Raw genomic sequence first — 24,899 nt, forward strand, 5'->3', positions numbered from 1 at the left:
GCCCTACAGAGGAGGTGCTTGTCGACACTAGTTGTACTGGTAAAACCCACGTCCTGCTTTACGCCCCAGCAACCCAGCTTCGCACATGCGTGATAGGAGTGGCGGTGGAGCATACAGTGGCTCTTTGAACTCTTCATAGAGAGACTCCGCAACTGCCATGGTGGTATCGAGGCCGATGAGGTCGGCGAGTGCAAGGGGTCCCATTGGATGAGCACAGCCGTCCACCATACCAGTATCGATGTCCTCGGCGGTAGCAAAACCGGATTCGAACATTCGCACCGCAGAGAGCAAGTAAGGGATGAGCAGTGCATTTACAATGAAGCCGGCGCGGTCTTTGGACTTGATCACATGTTTGCCCAGTTGCCCGGCTGCGAATTCGTTGGCCTGCTGTTCCACTTTGGCGTTGGTCATCAATGAAGTGACGACCTCGACAAGAGGCATGACTGGTACCGGATTGAAGAAATGAATGCCAACCACCTGCTCGGGACGCCCTGTCGCCATCGCCAGTTTCATGATCGGGATTGACGAGGTGTTGGAGGCGAGGACGGCGGTAGGATCCTCTACGATGGTGTCGATACGTTTGAAGACGGCGAGTTTGGTGGTCTCATCTTCGATCACCGCCTCGATCACGAGTTCCCTGTCGCCTAGCTGTTCCATGTCCGTGGTCACCAAGACGTGGCTGAGTGCCTCCTCTCGACTCTTTTCGTCGAGTTTTCCAGAGCGGACGCCACGATCGAGGGACTTCGTGATCCGAGCCAATCCTGCCTGCGCGGCACCAGCGTCAGCCTCGATGACGATCACATCAATGCCCCGTCGGGACGCAACCTCTGCAATGCCTGATCCCATCAGACCTGCTCCAATGACACCGAGTCGCTGAATCATTACTTACCTCCTAGGACTTGGCGAGCGATGACGATGCGTTGGACCTGGTTGGTTCCCTCATAGATCTGGGTGATCTTGGCGTCGCGCATCATCCTCTCGAGTGGAAAGTCTTTGGTATAGCCGTAGCCGCCAAGGAGCTGGAGGGCGTCGATGGTGGTGGACATGGCCACATCCGAAGCGAACATCTTGGCCATTGCCCCGTACTTGGTCAACTGCCCATCGGGGTCGTTGTCGATGAGCTGACACGCCTGATAGACCAGCCCCCGTGCCGCTTCGACCCGCGTTGCCATATCGGCGAGCATGAATTGAATGCCTTGATTATCCGCGATCGCCCGTCCGAATTGCTGTCGGTTTTTGATGTAGTCAGCTGCATAGTCAATAGCCCCTGTGGCGATCCCGACGGCCTGAGCGCCGATCGTTGGCCGTGATCGATCCAACGTGCCCATCGCGATGTAGAAGCCCTGTCCCTCTTCCCCGATACGATTCGCAACTGGTACGCGCACCTCGTCGAAGGTTATCTCACCGGTGGGGGAACCTCGGACGCCGAGCTTCTTCTCAAGTTTGGCCACCTTGACGCCCCAATCGGCCTCAACGAGGAAGGCGGTAATGCCTCGATGGCCGGCCTTTGGATCAGTCTTTGCGAAGACAGTATACGTATCGGAGATGCCCGCGTTGGTGATCCAGTACTTGGTACCAGTCAAGACGTAGTCGTCGCCATCGCGTACGGCCCTTGTCGTCATCGCGGCCACGTCGCTGCCTGCATCCGGTTCTGAGAGGCAATAGGAGGCCTGGGCATCTCCGGAGGCGACTCGCGGCAGATATTTGCGTTTGAGCTCCTCTGATCCCCAGTAGATCACCGGCGTCATCCCCAACTTGGAGATCAGCATCGTGAGTGATGTTGACGCACAGACGCGAGCGAGTTCCTCAACCATGATGGCGTTGGTGATGCCGTCCGCTCCTGCCCCCCCGTAGGCCTCAGGGATGCCGAGGGCAGGTAACTCCATCTCTTTGCATGCCTCAAAGCTCTTCCATGGAAAGCTTGCGGACTCGTCGACCTCTTGCGCGTGAGGCGCGATGCGGTTCTCGGCAAAGGATCGGAGGACCGAGCGAAATTGTTTGTGCTCCTCATTGAGTGCAAAGTTAGTCATTCCTCCATTGTGCACCCTCGCGACAACTTCTGCCAGTTTTGAGACGACGCCTTAGGTTCGAGCGAACGACGCCGATAAAAAATGTACGCAAGAAGTTTCGTGTGTCCTATGGTGTTTTAGATGGTGTGCGCTGCCGAGGGGCTGAGGTATGGAGGTAAATTCAGAGTCCGGTTCAGATCTGATAGCAGCGTGCCAGAGTTCTGAGGGGTCAAGGTTGGAGACTCGCAGAGTTCCCGGAAGAGTGATTAAGGCGTTGCGACAGCTCCTGCCCAAGCTTCGCGAACTCCTCGAGGCTGACCTCGGAAGTTTTCATGAGCGTGACGCCTCGGAGGTAGATCGGATTGCTCAGCTGATCACTGAGGAGTTCATCCGGCTCTTCTCCGAGCATCGCATCGACTACGAGGTGATTGCTCGCATTGGCGATGTACATCTCCGTATGAATATCCGCCCAACATGGATTGATCTCATCTACTCGCTGTATCGTACCGACTTGGCTGGAGTCCTCGACGAGTCGGAGCAGACACTGCTTTTGCTGCACGAGAAGGAACTCCTTGCGTGCACCAGCGAGGCGAGTATGCGCCTTTGGAGTGCCCGCGAGGCGCTCCAACAGACCATCGTTGAGGTGGCGAATCTGTTTGATCGGTATGTGCAGATGCCGGAGTCATTGCTAATAGAACAGCTGGTGGAGATGGTGCAGCGGGCCACGCAGGCGCCACTGGTCTATTTTGCCACCGTGCTCGGCACTCCAGCGACGGGGCTCGACGAAAAGATCTCCATTGTGGCAGCGGTTGGCGATGGGCGCGAGTATGTAGCCGATCTTGATTTCCGAACCGATCCAAATGACCTACGGGGCCAGGGTCCTGTGGGTATCGCTTTGCGCACTGGCGACGTCAGCTTGAGCTCTCGCGACGTCGAGAGTCGTTTTGAGCCTTGGATCGACAAACTGAAACGCTACGAGCTAGGCTCCGCCATTGTCGTGCCCTTCCCGCTCTCGTTGAACAGAAGTGCCGCTCTGGCTTTGTACCGGAGAGAGTCAGATCCGATGCCCGTCGATATCGAGGACATGATGGGTGCCCTTGGATCGGAGCTGGGTCGCCTTTTTGAGGCAAGAACCGCTTTCGCTCATGGACGGTTGCTCGATCGCATCATGGACGCCAAGATTGCCTTGCAACTGTCCATGACGACCGATTGGGTAATGGCGATGGGGGAGGTTGCCCAAAGTATCGTGGGGGAGACCTCGATTAGCCAGGCTGCTCTTCTCTGCTTGGATACACAATCGGGTTTGCTGCGTTGCGCGGGAGTTTGGGGTGAACTCAGTGACTCTGCCCGCGATGAGCTTCTTACTCTTGAGATATCGGTATCCGACGAGACCGGCCCGCCTGGTCCCTCTGTCACGTGTTTTCGGTCACAGCGCGAGATCGTGACTAACGGCCTGATCGGCCGTTCCCAAAGTTACGAGCTCAACGAGATGGCGGCCCTGTTGGCTCATGGCAGTGCTGTGCTGCGGCTTCCAATCGTGATGAGTGGTCGGAGTCAAGGTGTGATCATCTTTGCTATCGATGATCAGGCGGATCAGGGTATTGGTGAAGATGTCGTGCACTCGATCGACGAGCTGATTCGACAAGCCATCGCTCGGGTGGAACACAATCGTTCTGAGTGGGAGAACCGTTGGCTCAATAACCTGACCCTGACCGTCCTCCAGAGCGCCTCGATTATGGTATCTGCTCGCACGGAGGTCGAGCTTTTGCAGTCCTTCTGTGACGTGTTGGTGACCGAGAGTGTCTTTACCTCCTCGTGGGTCGCCGTCCCGAACCCAGACATGAATCGACTTGTCCCTTTGGCCAGCGCAGGACGTGGAGCTGAGGAGGTCGGCGCTCTCATGGTGCCACTGGATCTCGTCGGTGACGGCGGACCGTTGGCGTTGCGTGCAATCCGGAGTGATGCGGTCGTATGGAACCAAGATGAACTCGGTGATGTCACGGTAAGCCCGTGGATCGACTTTCTCCGAACCTTTGGTTGGAATTGTGGGGTGTCGCTCCCCATCCATCGCGATGGCAAAGTTTTTGCCGCTATCACGGTCATGTCGCAGGTCACCAACACTGTCACTCCCGCAGTGCTCTCACTGCTTGAGACGGTGGTCAAGATGATTGAGCAAGGGATCGCTGATTTGAACCTCAAGCAGGCACTTGAACGGGAGCGAAACGTCCAACGCATCGCGGCACGAACCGACATGCTCACCGGCCTGGATAACCGGCTCGCATTCGAGGAAAAAGTTCGCCATCTACTAGTTGCAGGTCGAGAGGTCGCCATTGGGATCCTTGATCTCGATGGTTTCAAAGAGTTGAATGATACAGCGGGGCACTGGGCTGGCGACAAGTTTTTGGAAGCGCTCGGTGCAGGTTTACGGTCACTCATCACTGGTGACGACTTTGTCTCTCGCCTTGGCGGTGATGAGTTTGGTTTCTGCGTCGCCGATGCTGAGTTACACACCGTCGATGATCTTGTAGAACGAGTCATGGGGCTCGTAACGACCACGGGTGAGAAATTCCGCATCACCGGATCGTTGGGATGGGCGATGTCGGTGACGGATGGACGCGACTATCCAAGCTTGCTTGCTCATGCAGATGAAGCCCTTTATGCGGCAAAGGGGGCCGGTAAGGCACGTTCCTATCTTTTTGGAGGCATGGTGGCACGTTCGATCGCGCTACGCCGCCAGGTCCGTGATCGGCTTCCTGCTGCTATTGAGAGTGGCGAGCTATATTTTTTGCTGCAACCCAAAGTCAACGGTACGACCGGCTTGATCAACGGTGTCGAGCTATTGATGCGCTGGGACGGAGTGCCACTCGAATCGGTGCTGAAGGAGGTGAAGAGCGATCCAGTATTGGCACGTATGCTTGGCAATCATGCGATTCAAGCTGCCCTCGCTACGCATCACCGGCTTGCGGCCGCTGGATACCCCGATCTCAACGTATCACTTAATGTGACCCCGTCGCACTTCCTCTCCAGGCAATTCCCCCAGGATGTAGCGCTCTTTGCGGCCGAGGAGCCATGGCACTTCACGGTTGAGATCACTGAAGATGTCGCACTTGACGACTTAGCGGCTGCGCGTTCCACCATCGGTATGCTGCACTCAGTGGGTGTTGCGGTCTCCGTTGACGATTTCGGGACTGGTTACGCTTCGCTGAGCAATGTCGCCCTACTCGATGTTGATGAACTCAAGATCGATCGGTCCTTCATCTCGCGTTTTGGCATGGATGTCAACTCATTTGCGATCGTGAGCTCACTGAGTTTTCTCGCGAGAATAGCGGGAATCCGTGTTGTCGCAGAGGGTGTCGAGACGATTGATGAACTGTCACGCTGGATTCATTTGGGTGGCCAGTTGGTGCAGGGGTACCTCTATTCGCGCCCCGCTGACTTTGAAGCACTGCTTGTCGTTCTCAGTCGAGGCGAGTTGCTACACTTCCCCGGACGGGTCTTCGCTGTCGAGGATTTTCTCTTGCTCAATGATGCCTTGGTGGTTGAGCACCTCGATCAACGGCGTGAGGAGTCTTCCCAGGTCTGTGCCTTTTTCGATTGGTTCGCTATGCGCAGCGGTCGTTGGGGAGAGCTTGCGAGCTTTGCCACGTCGGCGGCAATGCATGAACAGCTTCACCGTCCTTCCGGAGTCGACGAGAGTTACCATGCCTTGGCCTCATACTGGGTCAGCCATGTCAAGGCCCTTCGTGATGACATCGCGAACTGTCTGCGTTGAGCTACGACCCGTGATTTGATCCGGGTGCTCTGCTGGAGCACCCGCGCTTTGCTAGGCTGACTGCCAGGAGGGCGATTGATGATGACGGATGAGCAAGAGGTACGCCAAGCGACGCTTCGGCTTCTCGAGGAGGTCGATTTCGAGAGGGTCGGGGGGATCGCATTCCGTGGTGAACAATACGATCGCGGTCTCGCCTTTGTACATCATCCGGTTGGTCTCGGTGGCCTTGCAGCGAGTCCCGCCCTGCAAGGGGTGATCGATGAGCTGCTGGCGAATGCGAATATCCCTCCCGCCTTTGCGAGTAACCCAATCGGCGTGGGAATGGGAGCTCCGACGGTGATGACCTATGGATCTGTCGATCTTAGGCAACGGTTGCTACGCCCGCTCTTTACTGGTGAAGAGATTTGGTGTCAGCTCTTCTCTGAGCCTGGAGCTGGGTCAGACGTCGCTTCCCTGGCGACGAGGGCGATTCGTGATGGGGATGAATGGATCCTGAACGGACAGAAAGTATGGACTACCCTCGCTCATGTTGCTCGTTGGGGAATGCTTGTCGCACGGAGCGATCCCGGAGCACCCAAGCACCGAGGGCTGACCTATTTTGTTTTGGATATGCGCGCAGTGGGTGTTGAGGTACGGCCATTACGACAGATCACCGGTGAGGCAGAGTTCAACGAGGTGTACCTCACGGATGTGCATATCCCCGACACGATGCGCCTTGGTGATATAGGCAAGGGGTGGTCGGTCGCGATCACCACCTTGATGAGCGAGCGAGCCTCGATCGGTGGTGTGGTAATGCCGAGAAGTAGTGGGGCTATCGCAGAGGCGATCGGAGCTTTTCGCACCATGGGGAGTCCGAGCAGCGGGCTCGATCAGTTGATGCAACTATGGTGCAGCGCAGAGGCCCTCCGGTTGACCTCCTTGCGGGCCGCCGCGCAGCGACAACAGGGTAATCCGGGTCCTGAAGGGTCGGTGGTGAAGCTCGCAAATGCTGAGCTCAACCAGAAAATCTACGAATATTGCATAGATATCCAGCAAGACGCCTCGCTGTTGTATCCGGACTACACCATGCGACGCCCTGAGTTTGCGGGTGTGCATGGTGACACCTCCTCGCGGACGATGACACAGGCATTTTTGCGATCCCGCGCCAATACGATCGAAGGTGGCACCTCGGAGGTGATGCGAAATATCTTGGGTGAACGCGTGCTTGGGCTGCCTGGTGAACCACGTTCCGACAAGGAGTTGCCATGGTCGCAGATTCCAGGATAATCACCATGTCGTGAGTATGCCGAAGTCGATCTCGCACCTCCCTCTTTTGGGGTGTGTTGGCCGACGGTGACACCTCGCAGAATAGCGGTAGAGATGCGACTCGTATCCTTGAATCTGTGAAATGTCTGAACGCCCAATCCTTGTGTGACCAAAGTCCCTAACATCGTTTGCCGTGACTCCATAGGATAGTCGTTGGAGTTGTTCCACCGTGGATAGCTCGGTTGTTGGGTGTGTCATTTACGCGCAAGCGTTAGAAAGGATACCGCCATGAACGGTCATCCAGTCATCGGGGCGATTGTTAACCTTAATCATCCTGATCATTACATTCACTGGGGTTTTATCCTGATCTCGATGGCGAACTTTATCGTTATCGTGATCTTGGTCGTGTTGTTCGCTCTTGCTATCAGTCTCCCCTTCCTCAAGGGCAAGCCGGTCAAGCGCAAGAAGTACCAACCAGCCGCCGCTGCCAGCGGTGACGATGAGTCCGAGGGCTGGACGGCTCATGGTCGACGTCTCGGTTTAAAGTATCTGCCACCTGATAAGTTGTTGCCAGATGGTCAACCATCGTATGTGGCATCGTGGGTCTACGTGTTTGGCGTGCTCACCATTGGCGCGTTAATCATGGCTATTCTCAGCGGTATGGTTCTCGCTATTGAGGGCCCAACGTGGTGGCACTTGAGTGATATTGGTCATTTCGTTAATTCGCTTCATCTGTGGTCGGTAGAGCTGTTTATGGGCTTTATGACCGTGCATCTGTGGGCGAAGTTCTGGATGGCGGCCTGGCGTGGCAAGCGCTGGCTGACCTGGATGACCGGCATGCTCGCCTTCTTAGTCTCTATCGTCGAGGCCTTCACCGGGTATCTCTCTCAGACCAACTTTGATTCCCAGTGGATCGCCTTTGAGGCAAAGGATGCATTCAACGCAGGCGGCATCGGCGCATTGTTCAACGCCATGAACTTTGGCCAAGCACTGATGCTCCATATCGTTTTGGTCCCGATCATCTTGGTGTTGATCGTGGGGATTCATGTGTTGATGGTTCGCATCCGCGGTGTTGTTCCGCCGATTGGTGCTGAGCCGGCTCACCTTGGTGAGAACGGTAGTGACGCAACGATCGCCCCCAGGACAGAAACGGCAGAGGGCCAAGAAGTGAGCACAGTGGAGGTAGGGCAATGAGTCGGTGGAGTGAAAGCGAACGTAAGGATGGCCGACCATGGCACGGGCCGCTACGCCATTATGATATTCTGAAGGAGGCGACCATAGCATTCGGGATCGTGCTCGTCCTGGTCTTTCTCCTCGCCATCACCTTCTCGTCGCCAGATGCCCCCCCGGTTACGGTGCAGTCGTGGGCAAAGGCCCAGCCGGTTGGCTTTGTTGACATCGCTCTGACTGAGCTCAACGGGACGAGTAACTCTGCGACCTATGGACCACCCTACAATACGTCGAACAATCCGGCGACGGACTCTGTGCAATCCCTTGGTCCGATCTCGGTCCAGAAGTTCTTTGGTGTGAAGTATCCGCTCAATACGGCGAAGGACTTTGTGCTGAACCCGCTGTCGACTCTGCCGGACTTCCCTTCATTAACGGCGGCTATCGCAACCTATGAACAGGCACCCAAGGCGACCGAGGACCGCTGGGTCAGCAACTACCAAGCACAGCTCAATAAGCTTCCGCTCGGCAGCTCAGCCGTTATCTCGCAGATGCCCTCGGCGGGGCCAGTTCCCACACTGATGAGTCATCTCCTCGCCATGGCGCAGTCAGGCGCTCTTGATGCGCAACTCCTGACCCAGTCGAGCTTTTATACCACGAACTATACGAATCCTTTGATGTTCATCGGCGATTCTGTGGTGGCACAACCGAATAGTTACTGGAACAAGCTTGTCACGGTTGATCATTTACAAGGTAACCAATGGGGCGTGATGAACGAGACCGGATCCTGGCCCGGCCAGCCGTGGATGTGGCTCTACACGATGTGGTATCAGATCTCACCGATGTCAACCTCGGGCAATGGTGATGTAGAGGTCCTCGCCATCATGACAGTATTGAGCCTCCTCTTGCTCTTTGTACCGGTCATTCCTGGACTCCGCAAGATCCCAGAGAAGATCCCGTTGTATCGTCTTATCTGGCGTAACTACTACCGTGACCCCGATTTCACCAAGGTAGACGTACCAGCGCAACGGGTCTGAGAGATCGACCGGGGCAGCACGGGGTTCATCCCCATGCTGCCCTCGTTGCTGTTACGGCGTACGTAGCAGCCAGTGGGCCGAGATAGGGCTGGTTCTAACGGCTCGACTTTGTGTGACTTAAGACTCTAGCGCTTCTTCCCGCCTGTGTGTAGGCTCACGCTGGGAGTTGTTCCACCGTGGATAGCTCGGTTGTTGGGTGTGTCATTTACGCGCAAGCGTTAGAAAGGATACCGCCATGAACGGTCATCCAGTCATCGGGGCGATTGTTAACCTTAATCATCCTGATCATTACATTCACTGGGGTTTTATCCTGATCTCGATGGCGAACTTTATCGTTATCGTGATCTTGGTCGTGTTGTTCGCTCTTGCTATCAGTCTCCCCTTCCTCAAGGGCAAGCCGGTCAAGCGCAAGAAGTACCAACCAGCCGCCGCTGCCAGCGGTGACGATGAGTCCGAGGGCTGGACGGCTCATGGTCGACGTCTCGGTTTAAAGTATCTGCCACCTGATAAGTTGTTGCCAGATGGTCAACCATCGTATGTGGCATCGTGGGTCTACGTGTTTGGCGTGCTCACCATTGGCGCGTTAATCATGGCTATTCTCAGCGGTATGGTTCTCGCTATTGAGGGCCCAACGTGGTGGCACTTGAGTGATATTGGTCATTTCGTTAATTCGCTTCATCTGTGGTCGGTAGAGCTGTTTATGGGCTTTATGACCGTGCATCTGTGGGCGAAGTTCTGGATGGCGGCCTGGCGTGGCAAGCGCTGGCTGACCTGGATGACCGGCATGCTCGCCTTCTTAGTCTCTATCGTCGAGGCCTTCACCGGGTATCTCTCTCAGACCAACTTTGATTCCCAGTGGATCGCCTTTGAGGCAAAGGATGCATTCAACGCAGGCGGCATCGGCGCATTGTTCAACGCCATGAACTTTGGCCAAGCACTGATGCTCCATATCGTTTTGGTCCCGATCATCTTGGTGTTGATCGTGGGGATTCATGTGTTGATGGTTCGCATCCGCGGTGTTGTTCCGCCGATTGGTGCTGAGCCGGCTCACCTTGGTGAGAACGGTAGTGACGCAACGATCGCCCCCAGGACAGAAACGGCAGAGGGCCAAGAAGTGAGCACAGTGGAGGTAGGGCAATGAGTCGGTGGAGTGAAAGCGAACGTAAGTATGGCCGACCATGGCACGGGCCGCTACGCCATTATGATATTCTGAAGGAGGCGACCATAGCATTCGGGATCGTGCTCGTCCTGGTCTTTCTCCTCGCCATCACCTTCTCGTCGCCAGATGCCCCCCCGGTTACGGTGCAGTCGTGGGCAAAGGCCCAGCCGGTTGGCTTTGTTGACATCGCTCTGACTGAGCTCAACGGGACGAGTACGACCGCGACCTACGGACCTCCGTACAATACTGCGACGGGTTCGTTACAATCCCTTGGTCCGATCTCGGTCCAGAAGTTCTTTGGTGTGAAGTATCCGCTCAATACGGCGAAGGACTTTGTGCTGAACCCGCTGTCGACTCTGCCGGACTTCCCTTCATTAACGGCGGCTATCGCAACCTATGAACAGGCACCCAAGGCGACCGAGGACCGCTGGGTCAGCAACTACCAAGCACAGCTCAATAAGCTTCCGCTCGGCAGCTCAGCCGTTATCTCGCAGATGCCCTCGGCGGGGCCAGTTCCCACACTGATGAGTCATCTCCTCGCTATGGCGCAGTCAGGCGCTCTTGATGCGCAACTCCTGACCCAGTCGAGCTTTTATACCACGAACTATACGAATCCTTTGATGTTCATCGGCGATTCTGTGGTGGCACAACCGAATAGTTACTGGAACAAGCTTGTCACGGTTGATCATTTACAAGGTAACCAATGGGGCGTGATGAACGAGACCGGATCCTGGCCCGGCCAGCCGTGGATGTGGCTCTACACGATGTGGTATCAGATCTCACCGATGTCAACCTCGGGCAATGGTGATGTAGAGGTCCTCGCCATCATGACAGTATTGAGCCTCCTCTTGCTCTTTGTACCGGTCATTCCTGGACTCCGCAAGATCCCAGAGAAGATCCCGTTGTATCGTCTTATCTGGCGTAACTACTACCGTGACCCCGATTTCACCAAGGTAGAGGTACCAGCGCAACGACCCTCTTGATTTGTTGGCTGTAGATGGTAGAGCCGGGGACGTATGGCGGGGCGGTCCCCGGGTGTACCACGGATGGTGGTAAGAGACACGACATGTTGCTCGATCGGAAGCCATTATAGTGGATCGAGTCTCCTAGAGGCCCCATCGTCTAGAGGCCTAGGACACCACCCTCTCAAGGTGGAGACACGGGTTCGAATCCCGTTGGGGCTGCCAAGTATGACCTGCGAATATGCAGGTCATTGCTCTGGGAATGGTCTCTTCGACTAGGTGGAACGGGTGTTGTGCCTGTGACGGCGACGTGGAGCTTTTCGTGGCATGCGCAATGATCCCGCACTAGCACCTTTGGCTGTGGTGACTCCTCCAATCACTCTTGGGAACTATCGGCGGCTACACGAATCTCCCTATTCGACCGTTGCGTTGACCAAGATATCGGCACAAGCGCCGCGTTTCGGACGGGGGTGGGATCTCGGTAGGGTTCCAAACCGGACATCGATGATGATGGACATGCTAGTTTTCGATGATGCTTGAGACAGTTTTGGGTCTCAGTCATTGCGATGAGCGCAAGGCCCTATGTCGAGTTTCCTGCGATGGCCGGTCGCTTATGAGTCCCCCAGATGACGACGCAACCTGCAGCGATGAAGGTCGCTGCCATCAGGATGAATGCAGTTTGGAAGCCACTATCGGTGACAGTCACGCCAATGATGGCGATCCAGAGCGCTCCAATCGTCTGCGAGACAGTAAAGAACACTCCAAAGCCAGCACGGGACATACCTGGGGGCAAGTAGTCAGCGAAGACCGTTTGGCGAAGTGATAGCTCTGAATATGAGAAAATGCCAATGGCGATGCCCACCAGAGCAAGGCTAAGCAGCTCTCGGCCGACGAAGACAAAAACGAGTAGGGCAAGCGCTCCCAGTCCGTAGTTGGCGATCAATGTGAACCGATGATTGCTCCGATCCGCGATCGATCCCATCAAGATCGGACCAATGACGGCACCGACATATAACAGCGTTAAGACGATCGTCAGGCCTAGTGCCGATAGGTGGAGGGAGCTATGCAGGTAGCCCGGAGTGTAGACGCCAACAATACCGATTCCTTGTCCGCCTGCAGCAATCGTTCCGGCGAGAAGGAGAGCGAAAACGGGACGTTGCGTCATCAATGTCCGTAGGCGATGCCAGAAGGGGGCGCTCTCCGAATGAGCTTGATCCTCCACGGTGTCGGGTGCTGTGATGCGATGCCAGGATGAGGGGAGCCAGATGGCGACGACCGCTACGGTCGTGACAAGGAGGATGGCGAGGGCCCAGAACGCTGCTCGCCAGCCGTAAGTCACAATGACCAGGGGCATAATGAGTGGTGCAAGGAGCGTGCCGAGGTTCCCGGCGGTAACATGCCAACTCAGCGTGGTGCCGCGCTGCGCAGGATACCTGTTAGCGAGATACGAGCCCCCCACGGGGTGTTGGGGCCATCCGGCGCTGGCCTGCAACAGGCGACCAGCCATGAAGACATAGATGCCTGGCGCCAAGGCTGCAATGACGGCTCCCACCGTTGACCCGATATTTTGAATGGTAAAGAGAACACGAGCCGAAGTTCGCCGTACCACAAGCGATAGTGCCTGGAGCGCGCTTCCGGCAATCGCGGCGATGGAGAGCAGTATGCCGACCGTGGCGTAGTCGGTGTGAAATGCCGCGATAACGTAGGGAATTGCGATTCCTAGTGATGCAACGTAGGCATGTTGTCCTGCATGAGACCAACCCACTACGATCAAATCCCGGAGCCGATGTTGATCGTCTCGCCGTGATGCAGGGTCGTTCAAGGTTCGACAGTTCCGTTGGCGTCGAGCTTGGTCATTGACGTGGCTCGGTCCTTGTAGTCGCAATCGTGTTGGTGGTCCGTCAATCGACTATCCGTGTACGTGTCGGTGTGATTTCGACGATGACACGTGCTGATTCGATGGTGCCAGCAAATGCTTGGCCAGTGTATCTCCTTGCTAGCTCTTCAAGATGATCGTTTGCACGGTCACCGAGAGTCGTCGCTGTGACAAGACCACGTACCTCAACGTAGTGGTAAGGATTCTCGCGCTCCCAAACCAACACGTTGACATGCGGATTCAGTGAGATGTTACGGAATTTCGCTCGGGCAATTTCGGTATTGATGAGGAGATGCTCATGATCGCAGTCGATCCACATGACCGACGTCTGAGGTTCTCCAGCGGGCGTGAGTGTCGTGAGACTGGCAAAATTGTTGTGGTGAACGAGGGCTTCGAGAGCGGCATCAAGCATACCACTAGAATATCGCAAGGAGGTTGACGCCATGGCGGTGGTATGGATTGATGGATATCTTCACGAGGCCGACGATGCCGGTATTCCGGTATCTGATCATGGACTCGTCTGTGGTGATGGTGCCTTTGAGACTCTGGTTGTCGTCGATGGCAAGGCCTTCGCTGTCACGAGGCACCTCAGTCGCTTGGGCCGGACGGCTCGAGGCATGGGGCTTCCTGAACCGGATGTGGAGATGCTCCGCAAGGGAATCGACGCGCTGGTCATTCGGAATGGGTTAGAGAATGCAAAAATTCGCATCACCTACACTGCTGGCAATGCTGGCCTTGGCTCGCATCGGCCGACCGAGTTGCAACCGAGAGCAGTGATCGCAACTGAGCCGATCTCGCTCGAACCGGCTACGACGACGCTTGCGTTGGCTCCTTGGCCCCGCAACGAACGTGGTGTCCTAGCTGGTCTCAAGACAACCTCCTATGCCGAGAATGTGATTGCCCTAGCTTGGGCCAGGGGACAAGGCGCGGATGAGGTGCTGTTTGCCAACACCCTCGGCAATCTCTGCGAAGGCTCTGGATCCAACATTTTTCTTGTTCGAGATGGAGCCATTCTGACCCCACCGTTAAGCGCTGGCTGTCTAGCAGGGGTCACGCGTGATCTCGTACTCGAAGGGGTTGGTGCTCGCGAGGTGGACATTCCCCTCGATATGCTCGCAGATCCGTTGGTTACTGAGATGTTCGTCACCTCAACCCTGCGAATGGTTCAGGGCGTTGCGCTCCTCGATCAACGTCACTTCGACGACGCTCCGGGACCGATTACGGTGAAAGCCCAGCGTTACTTCGCCGATCTTATGTTAGAACAGTTGGACCCGTAGAGGTGGTTGGGTGACCTTCGATGAACTGAATCTGCTTGGGCAACTGGGGCTCCTTCCGGAGGCAGTGGTTGTGCGGCTCGTTGAACTACGAGGATTTGGAGGCGGCGATCGGGCGAGCGATTTGATGGTGATTGCGGACTCGCAGCAGTACGGTTCGGTTCTTTCTCCGGAAATCGCGACGCGCCTGCTGACCGATCCCAACGATGCCAAACCCCGTACCATCACGGCTGAGATCGGTGATGCTCAAGCGGTGACCAACGGACTGGCGTGTGGTGGATCGGTGCGGGTGATGGTGCATCCTTGGGGTTGGCTCTCGGAGATCGGGCCCTATCTTGGCGCGCGCAAAGCGTTTGCGCTCGTCACCGTACTTGATTCCCAAGATCGTCCGACCCGAGTACGGGTCGTTGCACTTGGCCAGACCACCGACGATGCTACCGAGCAGGCAGCAGTCGGACTACTGGAGCGGGCCCATGCGGGGGTGAGCGTGTTGAATCTCGAAGGTGCGCAGTTCCATATCCATTGTTTCCTTCCCCGTCCTCGGCTGGTTATCGTTGGTGGGGGGGTTCTTGCAGAGGCGTTGAGCGCCCAGGTTCAGCTCATCGGTATCGAGGCGATGGGGTTTGACGAGGCTGATGGCTTCCCACAGGTTGGTCGTAGCGATGCCGTGGTCGTGCTCGACCATGATCATGAGCGAGTCACGCCACTCTTGCATGAGCTATTGTGCACCACCGAGGTTGCCTATATCGGCTCACTGGGCTCTCGGGGAACACAGACAGAGCGCCGCCGACGTCTGCTCGACTGTGGGTGCGCAGATCAGCTCAGTCGGATCTATGGACCGGCTGGTCTCGATATCGGATCGCGCAGTACCGAGGAGACCGCCATGGCCATTGTTGCAGAGATGGTGCGTGTGCTACGCGGACGTTCGGGCGAAAGCCTGAGGGACGGATCGGGTCCAATCAACGGCTGACGGTTCCTCAATAGAGAGCTCGTCCCTTTTGGCGGAGGCGATGTCTTGGTCGATCGGTCGTTCTCAGGGCGGTATCGATCGGCGGGAACAGAACAGCAGTGTGCATTGTTGGTTGGATCTCTCGGAAGCGAGAACGAGACGAGGCTCAAACAGCGAGTCGCAGCGCTTCGGGTAACTTCCAGGCAGGCAGGCTGTGGGTCTGCATGGCGTTCCAGCGTAGCTCTGCAACATCGGCGAGTTCGGGCACATAGCTTGCAAAACGCCCGAGAGCGGCGATCTCAAGACACTCTCCGAGGAGTTCAAGGGATTCTTTTAGATACCACGTTTCACCAGCTAGGCCGTCTAGTGCGATCTCAACGCTCTTGAGCACTGGGCCTTGCAACGATTGTGGTACCCACTTCGTGAGCAGGGCTCTGACTCCGATAGCGGCCTCAGGGTGCCGTAGCACCTCAGCGGCGTCCAAGGCATGGATGTTTGCACTCCCCTCCCAGATCGGCAGGACTAGTGCCTCGCGATGCCAACGCGCGATAGCATACTCCTCTAAAAATCCAAGGCCCCCAAAGCATTCCATTGCCTGTTGGGTGATGATGGTGGAATGTTTTGCGGTGTGGATCTTGGTCGCGTGACTCAGCAGCCTGAGTACAAGGTAGTTTGCATCGTTGTGGTCGCTGAAATCGTAGCTCTCCTGGAAGGTCTCAGCACCCAGCAGGGCGAGAGAGAGGATACCGAGATGGGCAAGGCGTAACATCACGAGATCGCGAGCAAAGAGGGCATGTTCCCTGAGAGGATGTCCGAAGGCCTGCCTTCGTTCTCCTCGGAGGGTGGCCTCTATCGTTGCGATTCTCGCCACACCAGCGCTCGCAATCGCGTTCGCCGTCCGGGCAAGGGTGAGGCTTTGCAGAATACGATAGATGCCATCATTCTCACCAGCTAGCAGCGTTGCCTGCGCCTCGACGAGCTCGATTTCTCCGGTTGGGATCGCCTTTGTGGCGAGTTTTGACTTGAGTCGCCGAAGAGTGAAATTCAGCTCTCCTTCGTCGGTATATTTGTCGACAAGATAGAGATGGAGGTCCCGTAGTGAGCTGGCATGCGGAGGATATGCGCTGGTGATTGCGAGATCAGTGAGGCCTGCTCCGCTTGCAAAGTATTTGTCCCCGCTGGAGAGGAGCCATTTGTCTATGTCTCGTCGAGCTTGCGTCCGGGTGGCGGCTAGGTCGCTTCCCGCATGTGTCTCCGTGAACCAGGTTCCTCCCCAGCTTGGACCATCGGTGAGTCGTCGAAGGTAGCGACTGGAATCCGGGAGCAATAGTTGCAGTGCACTTGCGACCTGGGTCGTAAGCGTCAGCAAACAATAGAAGCCTGGGTCTGCTATCAGGTAACCTTGGAGAAAATGGCCGATAAAACCTGCTTTGCTCCAGGGCGTTGAGACGACATGGCGAAGTTGTTCGTAGATTGCGGTATGGGAGGTAGTGAGGCGGGCCTGATCGATGCGGTGGCCATCGAGATCGTGACTGATCAACGCGATGGAGGGGGCCTGATCGATCTCGATGCCGACCGGTAACACGTGATCGCCGACGGTGGCACCCAATTCGACGAGTTGGGACGTGAAGGAAGGTGCGATGAGTCCCTCGGCGATTCTCGTTAAGACTGGATCCACAAGATACTGATTGAGGCCAACGGCATAACTGAGTGGGCTTGTTGTCGGTTCCATAGTGCCAACCGTACTCACTCGAGAGAAGGTTTGCTTGGCAGCGAGGCAATCACCCGGTTGCGTTAGCTAGTAACCGGCAATTCCAGCGGCCTCTGATCGTGGATCTGCCGCGATCATCCAGCTGTGTGATCGACGTAGGGTGACATGCGCCACACCAGACTCCGTGCCAAAGGCGGGAGTCGCTACCACTGCACCCAATCTTCGTGTGAGTTCATCGAATATCGATGGCGACAGATGATCTTCGCAAGTGATAATCGGTTCTTGGCTCCCGTCATAGGTATCAAACCCCGACAGCTCGCTCGAGGTCATCGACGAGAAGGCAAAGCGTGGTTGGACGAGAGCGTCACGTGGATCGCTCTGATCGCGTAATGCTGCGGTGATGACCTGGGCCAAAATGCTGGGTTGCCGATCTCCGCCCATCGTACCGGCGATCAGGGCAAGATCACCACTGAGGGTCTGGGCCATGATGGGTGCAAGCGTGTGACGAGGACGCGCTCTGGGTCTGAGCTCGTTTGGATCGCCAGGCAGCAGGTTAAACCCAACTGCTCCGCGATCATGGATGAAGATGTTGGTATCAGGTGTCGCAAGACGTGAACCGAAGGCATGTCCGTTGGACTGCACGAGAACGGCCGCGAGCCCGTTTTCATCGACCGCGGTGATCGCAGTTGTGTCCGGCCCATTTGCCACGGTGTGGGTGCGAGGGGCGGCAGAACTCATTGTGCCAGCTAGGACACTTGCGAGATCAGCGTCATCGTGGTGATAGCCGTGCATCCAACGAATCGTGCGGAAGGCCTCGATGAGCTCTACGTACCAATCCGCATCACCGAATGTGGTGGCAGTGTTGCCGAGCTGTGCCAACGCGCCAAGGATAAGAAACCCTGCACTCGGTGCAGGGTTGGTGGTCAACACATGTCCAAAGAGGGTCGCTGTCAGCGGCGTTGCAAACCTCGCAATGGGTTTAGCCAAGTCGTCGGGTCGGAAAACACCGTCACTGAGCTTCATGAGCTCTGCTCCGAATTCGCCAGCATAGAATCCTTCGCGTCCAAGTTTGGAGATTGCTAGAAGAGTCCGAGCAACGCCAGGGCGGCGCACGAGCGGTGCAGAGCTCGTTGTTGCCATCAAGAAGCCACCGAGTTCAACCCCTGAGGCATGGCTGCGGATCTGTTCATAGTTCCGTCGTAGCCGGTTGGACGCGGGGAATCCGTTGGTGGCGTAATCGATAGCAATCTCGAGCACTTGATCAAGCCGAAGTTTGCCGAATCTGTGGTGGAGCGCTAACCATCCGTCGACCGCACCAGGTACCGTCAGGGCTCCAAGACTGGAACGTGGGATCGTCCGATGGCCGTTCGCGCGCATCATCTCTGCCGATGCCCCAGTGCCGGAGGTACCTATCGCCTGGAGCGACTGTACTTGAGCCGGACCCCGAGATGAGGGAGGGGAGTAGACCAACGCAACGAGATCACCCCCTAGGCCACACTGGTCAGGTGCGGTTACCGAGAGCACGGCGTTGGCCGCGATAGCGGCGTCGACGGCGGAGCCACCCTTGCGCAAGAGGTGGATGGCTGCCTGTGATGCCAACGGATCGATAGAGGAGACGGCTGCATTCGGGAAGAGTTCGCTGAAGGATGGTGAGAAGTAGTGCACTGGCCCTAAGAATAGCCTTTAGCTGGTGCTCTTGCGTCGGTCTGCGGGGCAATCGTGATCGTTGGTGCCTCGGCGAATGAGGATTACCGTTAGATTTTCGTCATTAGGTGTTGAATCAGCAGAATCCACTCCTGAATTTTATGGATTCGCTTGCATGGTTGGTGCGTATGCTCTAGCATGGAATCGGGGTAATTTTCAATGTTGTCCCACCATGGTTTCTGTCGCCAGCGTTGTCTGTCGCCACGAGTGATTGAGGAGTAATTGTATGGTTCAGTCGATCGGCCTTCCTAAGGAGATCAAGGACGGAGAGCGAAGAGTAGCGCTTGATCCCTCGGCAGTGAAGTCCTGCGTTCAGGCTGGGTTTGATGTGTGGGTAGAGACGAACGCAGGCGTAGGTGCCGGTTTCGCTAACGCCGATTACGAGGCTGTTGGGGCCAAGATTACTCCAGATGCCAAGGCAACCTGGGCCGCTGATCTCGTCGTGAAGGTGAAGGAGCCACAGGAGTCGGAGTGGGGGTTCTTCCGTAAGGATCTCACGCTTTTTGCCTATCTCCATCTCGCTGCAGAGCCTGCACTTGCGAAGGCGCTCGCAGATAGCGGTATCGACGCGTTCGCGTATGAGACATTGGAGGAAAAAGGTGGCCTCCCGTTGCTCGCGCCTATGAGCGAGGTGGCCGGGCGTACGGCCGCGATCGTTGGTGCTCATTATCTCGCTAGTGGCTCCGGAGTCCTCCTTGGTGGATCGGCTGGAGTGCCGCCAGCGCGAGTTGTGGTCATTGGTATGGGTGTAGCAGGCACGATGGCAGCTCGCGGTGCTCGAGGAATGGATGCTGAAGTTACTGGAGTGGACATCGATCTTCACCGACTGTACATGGCCCAGCAAGAGGGTACGGTGACCGCAACACTCGCCAGTTCCGAGCATGCGATTAGTGAGGCAGTGAGAGAGGCAGACCTCGTTGTGGGTGCTGCATTGGTCACCGGTGCTAAGGCACCAAAGCTCGTGTTGCGTGACCATATTGCCAGTATGAGGCCGGGCTCTGTCGTTGTTGACCTCGCGATTGACCAGGGAGGGTGCATTGAGACATCGCGACCCACTTCGCACTCTGAGCCAATCTATGAGGAGTTAGGTGTGATACACTACTGTGTCACCAATGTCCCTGGTCAATACCCGAAGACGGCGTCGCGAGCATTGTCAGCGGCAGTGGCTCCAAAGCTTGTCCGGTTGGCGCGAGATCCTCAGGATCCGGTACTTACCGGTTCGCTGAACGTTGCCAAGGGCGAGATCGTACATCCGGTCGTCGCTAAGGCGCTTGGGTTATAGCGGCACTATTTGATGATTGAGCGATAGCCTGTGGTGAGTCCTCCGAGCTTTTGGTTACAGCAGCTAGGTGATATAACCCCGCGGGCATCGCTGCAATCGTCGATGCAGGTCGATGTCGCGATCGTTGGCGGGGGCCTCACGGGATTGTGGACGGGGCGATATCTTGCTGCACTCGATCCCACGCTCCGTATCGCTGTTTTTGAGCGTGACTATGTCGGTTTTGGGGCGTCGGGGCGCAACGGTGGTTGGGTCTCAAGTCTCTTTCCGGTCCCGGCTTCGAAGGTGGAACGGATCTATGGTGCACAACTCGCGGACGAACTGTTGCGCGCACTCGGAGAGACCGTCGATGAGATCGCCCAGCAAGTCGATCAGCTCCATATCGCGTGTGATTTCACGAAGGCAGGCACGCTGGTCCTTGCTAGGGATCGTGTGCAATGGCAGCGGCTGCGGGGCGAAGTCAAGGACGTAACGACCCTGTTGGATGCGCGTGGAACCGATCGCTTCCTGAGGGCGAGGCACGTCATTGGGGCCGCGCATGAGCCGCAGTGTGCGACGGTGCAGCCGGCCAGATTGGTGCGCGGTCTTGCCGATCGACTCGAGGAGTTCGGCGTACGAATCTATGAGGGTACGAACGTGAGCAGTATCGGAGACCATGCGTTGGTGGCAAACGGACACACCGTGCAAGCGGGAGCAGTCGTCCTCGCCACGGAGTCGTACACCGCTCAATTCGCCGATTGGCACCGGTTGGTTCTTCCCCTGTATTCGATGATGGTAGTCACCGCTCCGCTGAGTGACGCACAGTACGAAGCGATTGGAAGTCCTCAACTTGGCTTGAGTTTCGCCGATGAGCGGAATCTGGTCATTTATGGACAGATCACCGCCGATCGGCGCATCGCCTTTGGTGGGCGTGGTGCCCCTTATGGCTATGGTTCGGTGATCACCCCGGCACCTGATCGGGGTAGGGGAATGCGGCGGCGACTCGAGCAGACGCTGTTGGAGCTGTTGCCAGGCCTTGGTGGTATCGAGTTTTCTGCCTTCTGGGGAGGTACGCTCGGAGTGACCAGAGACTGGTTCCCGCGTATTGATGTCGATGAGTCGGCCGGCGTTACCAAGGTGTACGGGTACGCTGGCGACGGTGTCGCGATGACCAACCTGATGGGTAGACTCGTCGCCCAAGGACTGGTCTCCCCCCAAAAACTTCCAGCAATGCACGCCATTTTTAGGCGAGTTCCGCGTGTATGGGAGCCAGAACCTCTGCGCTACCTAGGGATTAACGCGGGGCTACTGATGACCCAACTCGTCGACATCGGTGAGCAACGTGGCGTTCCCGTACGGTTTCTTGACACCTTGAGGCGCGCCTTAATTGGTCAAGTTGGATAAAGTCATGATACAACAGCAAACAAAGGAGGAAATGTGGCATATCTAGCACCAGTCTGGTCAAAACTCACCCCACTGACGGTTGTGCGTGGAGAGGGTGCGTACGTCTTCGACACCGAGGGTACGCGTTATCTCGATGCAACATCGGGCATTGCGGTGACATCGACAGGTCACAGCCACCCCAGGGTGGCCAGGGCCATTGCCGAACAGGCGCAAGAGTTCATTCACGCGCAGGTCAACATCTATACTCATCACCGATTGCAGGAACTCGCGGACCGTTTGGAGAGCGTTACCCCTGCGGGGATCGACACCTTTTTCTACAGCAACTCTGGTGCCGAGGCCACGGAAGCCGCGGTCAAATTGGCGAGGCAGTACACCAAGCGCACGAATATTATCGTCTTTCAGGGAAGCTTCCATGGGCGTACGGCTCAGGCGATGGCGATGACCACCTCCCGCACTGGTTATCGAGCTGGCTATCAACCACTTCCAGCTGGAGTGTTTGTCTCATTGTTCCCCGGCTTTCCGCGCGCGGGTGGAGCTGATGGTACAAGTGTTGGCGAAGCGATTGATTATCTCGATTACCTATTAGCGGCACAAACGGCACCGAGCGAGACCGCAGCGATGGTCATCGAGCCGGTCTTGGGTGAGGGTGGATACCTGCCAGCGCCAACTGAGTTCCTTGAGGCGATTCGCGAGCGTTGTACCCAGCATGGCATCCTTTTTGTGGCTGACGAGGTGCAGACCGGGTTTGGACGTACAGGGCGTATGTTTGCGGTTGAGCATGCGGGCGTCAGCCCCGATATTCTCGTGATGGCTAAAGGCATCGCGTCAGGGTTTCCATTCTCAGCGATTGGCTCCTCCTATGGCATCATGAAGGAGTGGACCGTTGGAAGTCATGGTGGAACCTATGGTGCCAATCCTATTGGCGTCGCGGCGGCAATCGCAACCCTTGATGTCATTCAGGAGGAGGGTCTCGTTGAGAACGCCGCCCAACGAGGGGCGCAGCTCGCTGAAGGGTTGCGCCGCATTGCCGAGTCACGCAAGGAGATTGGGAGGATTCGTTCGCTCGGTTTGATGGTTGGTGTAGAGATTGTCGACCCGGTGACTGGAGCGCCAGACGCAGCACGGACCACCGCCATTTTGAAGGAACTCTTTACTGCCCATCGGATTATTGCGATGAACGCAGGGACCTTTGGTAACATCATTCGCTGGATGCCGCCCCTCATCATCTCGCAAGAGCAGATCGATACCATGCTCGATGGGTTTCGCGCATCGGTCGAGGCAACTGCGTGAGCTGCTCATACGAGCGCTAAATGGCTGACGGGTTCCGGTGATGTCAACGCAATGATCGCGTCGAGATTGATCGGCGTTGGCGAGACGTTGTTCGCACCGCCTTGTCCATGGGTGCGTTTGGAGTGACTGTTGCGAGCCACGTCCAACGCCGACATGTATCTCTGGTAGCAACAAGGCCCTGGATAGAGATCCAGGGCCTTGTTGGGTTCGGTCTGTGCCCTACGTATGTGTTAAGGGACGTGAGAACCCTGTGACGGTATGCGGCGCGTCGGGGTCAATCCTTGCCGGTGTAGCTCATCACGTGCTTGATACGGGTGTAGTCCTCAAAGCCATACATCGAAAGGTCTTTGCCATAACCTGAGTGCTTGAAACCACCATGTGGCATCTCGCCGACGATCGGTATATGGGTGTTGATCCAGACAGCACCAAAGTCGAGATTGCGTGACACACGTAGGGCGGTACCGTGATCACGAGTCCAAATGCTCGATGCGAGGCCATACTCCACATCGTTGGCCAGCCTCACCGCCTCCTCTTCTGTGTCAAAGGTTTGAACGGTGATAATTGGTCCAAAAATTTCATTTCGGATAATCTCGTCCTCCTGCCGAAGATTGTCTACGACGGTGGCGGGGAAAAAGTAGCCGTTCCGATCGATCCGAGCCCCACCGGCTGTCACCTTTGCATGATCAGGCAGTCGATCGACGAGTCCGAGAATTCTGTCATACTGGTTGATATTGTTCAGGGGGCCAAAGTAGGCGTCATCGTCTCCTGGTGCCCCCGTCTTCGTCTCGGCGGCAGCCTTTGAAAGCGCCTCGACGAAGGCGTCATGTACTCCTCGCTGGACTAGCACTCGCGCAGCTGCGGTACAGTCTTGGCCCGCGTTGAAGTAGCCGGCTCCGGCGATGCCTTCGGCGGCTCGGGCAACATCTGCGTCGTCGAAGACGATGACGGGTGCATTGCCACCGAGCTCTAGGTGGACACGTTTGACATCCGCTGCGGCAGCCATCGCAACCTCTCGTCCAGCACGGAGCGAGCCAGTGATTGCTACCAATTGCGGTGTCTTATGACTGACGAGCAGGCGTCCGGTATCTCGGTCGCCGAGGACGACGTTAAAGACGCCGGCTGGAAAGATCTCGCCGATAAGGCGGGCAAGAATGGTCGAACTTGCGGGTGTCGTGTCTGATGGCTTTAAGACCAAGGTATTGCCTGCCGCTAGCGCAGGTCCGATTTTCCATATGGCCATCATCATCGGATAGTTCCATGGCGTCACGGCAGCGCATACACCAATTGGCTCACGGCGAATATAGGAAGTATGGTTAGCCATGTACTCACCAGCGCTCTTGCCCTCGAGATTGCGAGCAGCGGCAGCAAAGAAGCGGATCTGGTCCGCCATCGGTGGAATCTCCTCACTCATGGTGAGTCCGACTGGTTTGCCGGTATTGGTGGTCTCCGCTTGGACAAGCTCCTCGGCGTGTTCTTCGATAGCGTCAGCCAATCGAATAAGCATCAGGCTTCGTTCTGAAGGTGTTGAATCTCTCCAACTTTCGAAGGCTTCAGCTGCGCTCGTGAAAGCGAGATCGATGTCTGCCTCTCGCGAGGCTGGAGACGTTGCGTACACCTCACCGGTCGACGGGTTCACGATCTTCATCGACTCATCGGATTTAGCTTCGACGAAGTTGCCGCCGATATAATTGTGAAACTGTTCGCTCATGGACTACCCTCCTCCTTGTTGGGCCATATTGCTATGGCCGTACTGCTATGGCTGGTCTTTACCCAGTGCTTCGATGACGATCCGCATCACTAGCGCTGTTGACGGAACCATCTGGGCTACGAGCCCACTCTCCCCTTACCTTACACTATCTCGGTCCTGCACGCAGGTGTTACGATGGAAATCGCAGAATTTCAATAAAAATAGTGCGTATTCGGTTGACAATGCCTAAAATATGGTTAAGAATAGTTGTGTCGTTGTGGTTGCTCTATGTAAGTAGACATAAGTTCCTCCCAGAATAGGCTCCTCACAAGGGAGCGTAGCCAGTGTTCGTTGCGCGGTGTCGGTGGTTGGTTCACCAATGACGGTGCTTCGCA

The 24,899-nt window shown here is 56.5% G+C and carries 18 protein-coding genes and 1 tRNA gene; 12 read left to right on the top strand and 7 right to left on the bottom strand.

Features of this window, described 5'->3' with window-relative positions; genetic code table 11:
* Positions 1-27: 27 nt before the first annotated feature.
* Both M7Q83_RS00685 and M7Q83_RS00690 read right to left on the bottom strand, forming a co-directional pair.
* Positions 28-882, bottom strand: coding sequence for a 3-hydroxybutyryl-CoA dehydrogenase (locus M7Q83_RS00685; protein WP_298334332.1), 855 nt, complete (start codon positions 880-882; stop codon positions 28-30).
* Entirely contained in the window at positions 882-2,030 is a 1,149-nt protein-coding gene (locus M7Q83_RS00690; protein ID WP_298334334.1) for an acyl-CoA dehydrogenase family protein, read from the bottom strand. Before M7Q83_RS00690 ends, M7Q83_RS00685 begins: the two co-directional genes overlap by 1 nt.
* Positions 2,031-2,244: 214 nt before the next feature.
* On the opposite strand from M7Q83_RS00690, the gene M7Q83_RS00695 reads away from it, so the two are divergent.
* From M7Q83_RS00695 to M7Q83_RS00725, 7 genes are all read left to right on the top strand, one after another.
* Positions 2,245-5,781, top strand: coding sequence for an EAL domain-containing protein (locus M7Q83_RS00695; protein ID WP_298334336.1), 3,537 nt, complete (start codon positions 2,245-2,247; stop codon positions 5,779-5,781).
* A gap of 78 nt (positions 5,782-5,859) precedes the next feature.
* A complete protein-coding gene (locus M7Q83_RS00700; RefSeq protein ID WP_298334339.1) occupies positions 5,860-7,047 on the top strand; it encodes an acyl-CoA dehydrogenase family protein in 1,188 nt (395 codons plus the stop codon).
* A gap of 267 nt (positions 7,048-7,314) precedes the next feature.
* Entirely contained in the window at positions 7,315-8,220 is a 906-nt protein-coding gene (locus M7Q83_RS00705) for a cytochrome b N-terminal domain-containing protein (protein ID WP_298334341.1), read from the top strand.
* Complete coding sequence (locus M7Q83_RS00710) at positions 8,217-9,230, top strand: hypothetical protein (protein ID WP_298334343.1); 1,014 nt, start codon at positions 8,217-8,219, stop codon at positions 9,228-9,230. The genes M7Q83_RS00705 and M7Q83_RS00710 overlap by 4 nt, the downstream gene beginning before the upstream one ends.
* Before the next feature lie 235 nt (positions 9,231-9,465).
* On the top strand, positions 9,466-10,371 hold the full coding sequence (locus tag M7Q83_RS00715) for a cytochrome b N-terminal domain-containing protein (protein WP_298334341.1): 906 nt from the start codon (positions 9,466-9,468) through the stop codon (positions 10,369-10,371).
* Complete coding sequence (locus M7Q83_RS00720) at positions 10,368-11,372, top strand: hypothetical protein (RefSeq protein ID WP_298334345.1); 1,005 nt, start codon at positions 10,368-10,370, stop codon at positions 11,370-11,372. The genes M7Q83_RS00715 and M7Q83_RS00720 overlap by 4 nt, the downstream gene beginning before the upstream one ends.
* 128 nt (positions 11,373-11,500) lie before the next feature.
* Positions 11,501-11,576, top strand: a tRNA-Glu gene (locus M7Q83_RS00725).
* Positions 11,577-11,931: 355 nt separating this feature from the next.
* On the opposite strand, the gene M7Q83_RS00730 is transcribed toward M7Q83_RS00725, so the two are convergent.
* Together M7Q83_RS00730 and M7Q83_RS00735 are read right to left on the bottom strand one after the other, a co-directional pair.
* On the bottom strand, positions 11,932-13,116 hold the full coding sequence (locus M7Q83_RS00730) for an MFS transporter (RefSeq protein WP_298334347.1): 1,185 nt from the start codon (positions 13,114-13,116) through the stop codon (positions 11,932-11,934).
* 136 nt (positions 13,117-13,252) lie between these two features.
* On the bottom strand, positions 13,253-13,639 hold the full coding sequence (locus tag M7Q83_RS00735; protein WP_298334349.1) for a TIGR03618 family F420-dependent PPOX class oxidoreductase: 387 nt from the start codon (positions 13,637-13,639) through the stop codon (positions 13,253-13,255).
* Between the two features lie 31 nt (positions 13,640-13,670).
* Between M7Q83_RS00735 and M7Q83_RS00740 the strand changes: the two genes are divergently transcribed.
* Positions 13,671-14,504, top strand: coding sequence for an aminotransferase class IV (locus M7Q83_RS00740; RefSeq protein ID WP_298334351.1), 834 nt, complete (start codon positions 13,671-13,673; stop codon positions 14,502-14,504).
* A 10-nt stretch (positions 14,505-14,514) separates the two neighbouring features.
* Positions 14,515-15,471, top strand: a complete 957-nt coding sequence (locus M7Q83_RS00745; protein ID WP_298334353.1) for an XdhC family protein — start codon at positions 14,515-14,517, stop codon at positions 15,469-15,471.
* Positions 15,472-15,616: 145 nt separating this feature from the next.
* Here the strand turns inward: M7Q83_RS00745 and M7Q83_RS00750 are convergent, their stop codons facing one another.
* Both M7Q83_RS00750 and M7Q83_RS00755 read right to left on the bottom strand, forming a co-directional pair.
* Positions 15,617-17,182, bottom strand: coding sequence for an acyl-CoA dehydrogenase family protein (locus tag M7Q83_RS00750; RefSeq protein WP_298334355.1), 1,566 nt, complete (start codon positions 17,180-17,182; stop codon positions 15,617-15,619).
* Between the two features lie 66 nt (positions 17,183-17,248).
* Positions 17,249-18,826 (bottom strand): gamma-glutamyltransferase, encoded by a 1,578-nt coding sequence (locus M7Q83_RS00755; protein ID WP_298334357.1) that lies wholly within the window; start codon positions 18,824-18,826, stop codon positions 17,249-17,251.
* Positions 18,827-19,091: 265 nt separating this feature from the next.
* Here M7Q83_RS00755 and M7Q83_RS00760 point away from each other — a divergent pair, with 265 nt between their 5' ends.
* From M7Q83_RS00760 to M7Q83_RS00770, 3 genes are all read left to right on the top strand, one after another.
* Entirely contained in the window at positions 19,092-20,147 is a 1,056-nt protein-coding gene (locus tag M7Q83_RS00760; protein ID WP_298334359.1) for an alanine dehydrogenase, read from the top strand.
* 102 nt (positions 20,148-20,249) lie between these two features.
* The gene (locus M7Q83_RS00765) at positions 20,250-21,527 is read left to right on the top strand and encodes an FAD-dependent oxidoreductase (protein ID WP_298334361.1); all 1,278 of its coding nucleotides are present in this window, start codon (positions 20,250-20,252) and stop codon (positions 21,525-21,527) included.
* Between the two features lie 33 nt (positions 21,528-21,560).
* Positions 21,561-22,817, top strand: coding sequence for an aminotransferase class III-fold pyridoxal phosphate-dependent enzyme (locus M7Q83_RS00770; protein WP_298334363.1), 1,257 nt, complete (start codon positions 21,561-21,563; stop codon positions 22,815-22,817).
* A gap of 274 nt (positions 22,818-23,091) precedes the next feature.
* On the opposite strand, the gene M7Q83_RS00775 is transcribed toward M7Q83_RS00770, so the two are convergent.
* Positions 23,092-24,525 (bottom strand): gamma-aminobutyraldehyde dehydrogenase, encoded by a 1,434-nt coding sequence (locus tag M7Q83_RS00775; RefSeq protein ID WP_298334364.1) that lies wholly within the window; start codon positions 24,523-24,525, stop codon positions 23,092-23,094.
* Positions 24,526-24,899 lie beyond the last annotated feature (374 nt).

This window comes from Ferrimicrobium sp. (genome assembly GCF_027364955.1).
In the GTDB taxonomy this organism is placed as follows: Bacteria; Actinomycetota; Acidimicrobiia; order Acidimicrobiales; family Acidimicrobiaceae; genus Ferrimicrobium.

Coding starts and splice junctions, on each gene's coding strand:
- M7Q83_RS00720 (WP_298334345.1), top strand. CDS start 10,368: ATGAGTCGGTGGAGTGAAAGCGAACGTAAGTATGGCCGACCATGGCAC.
- M7Q83_RS00715 (WP_298334341.1), top strand. CDS start 9,466: ATGAACGGTCATCCAGTCATCGGGGCGATTGTTAACCTTAATCATCCT.
- M7Q83_RS00750 (WP_298334355.1), bottom strand. CDS start 17,182: ATGGAACCGACAACAAGCCCACTCAGTTATGCCGTTGGCCTCAATCAG.
- M7Q83_RS00705 (WP_298334341.1), top strand. CDS start 7,315: ATGAACGGTCATCCAGTCATCGGGGCGATTGTTAACCTTAATCATCCT.
- M7Q83_RS00735 (WP_298334349.1), bottom strand. CDS start 13,639: ATGCTTGATGCCGCTCTCGAAGCCCTCGTTCACCACAACAATTTTGCC.
- M7Q83_RS00740 (WP_298334351.1), top strand. CDS start 13,671: ATGGCGGTGGTATGGATTGATGGATATCTTCACGAGGCCGACGATGCC.
- M7Q83_RS00765 (WP_298334361.1), top strand. CDS start 20,250: ATGCAGGTCGATGTCGCGATCGTTGGCGGGGGCCTCACGGGATTGTGG.
- M7Q83_RS00685 (WP_298334332.1), bottom strand. CDS start 882: ATGATTCAGCGACTCGGTGTCATTGGAGCAGGTCTGATGGGATCAGGC.
- M7Q83_RS00690 (WP_298334334.1), bottom strand. CDS start 2,030: ATGACTAACTTTGCACTCAATGAGGAGCACAAACAATTTCGCTCGGTC.
- M7Q83_RS00760 (WP_298334359.1), top strand. CDS start 19,092: ATGGTTCAGTCGATCGGCCTTCCTAAGGAGATCAAGGACGGAGAGCGA.
- M7Q83_RS00700 (WP_298334339.1), top strand. CDS start 5,860: ATGATGACGGATGAGCAAGAGGTACGCCAAGCGACGCTTCGGCTTCTC.
- M7Q83_RS00775 (WP_298334364.1), bottom strand. CDS start 24,525: ATGAGCGAACAGTTTCACAATTATATCGGCGGCAACTTCGTCGAAGCT.
- M7Q83_RS00710 (WP_298334343.1), top strand. CDS start 8,217: ATGAGTCGGTGGAGTGAAAGCGAACGTAAGGATGGCCGACCATGGCAC.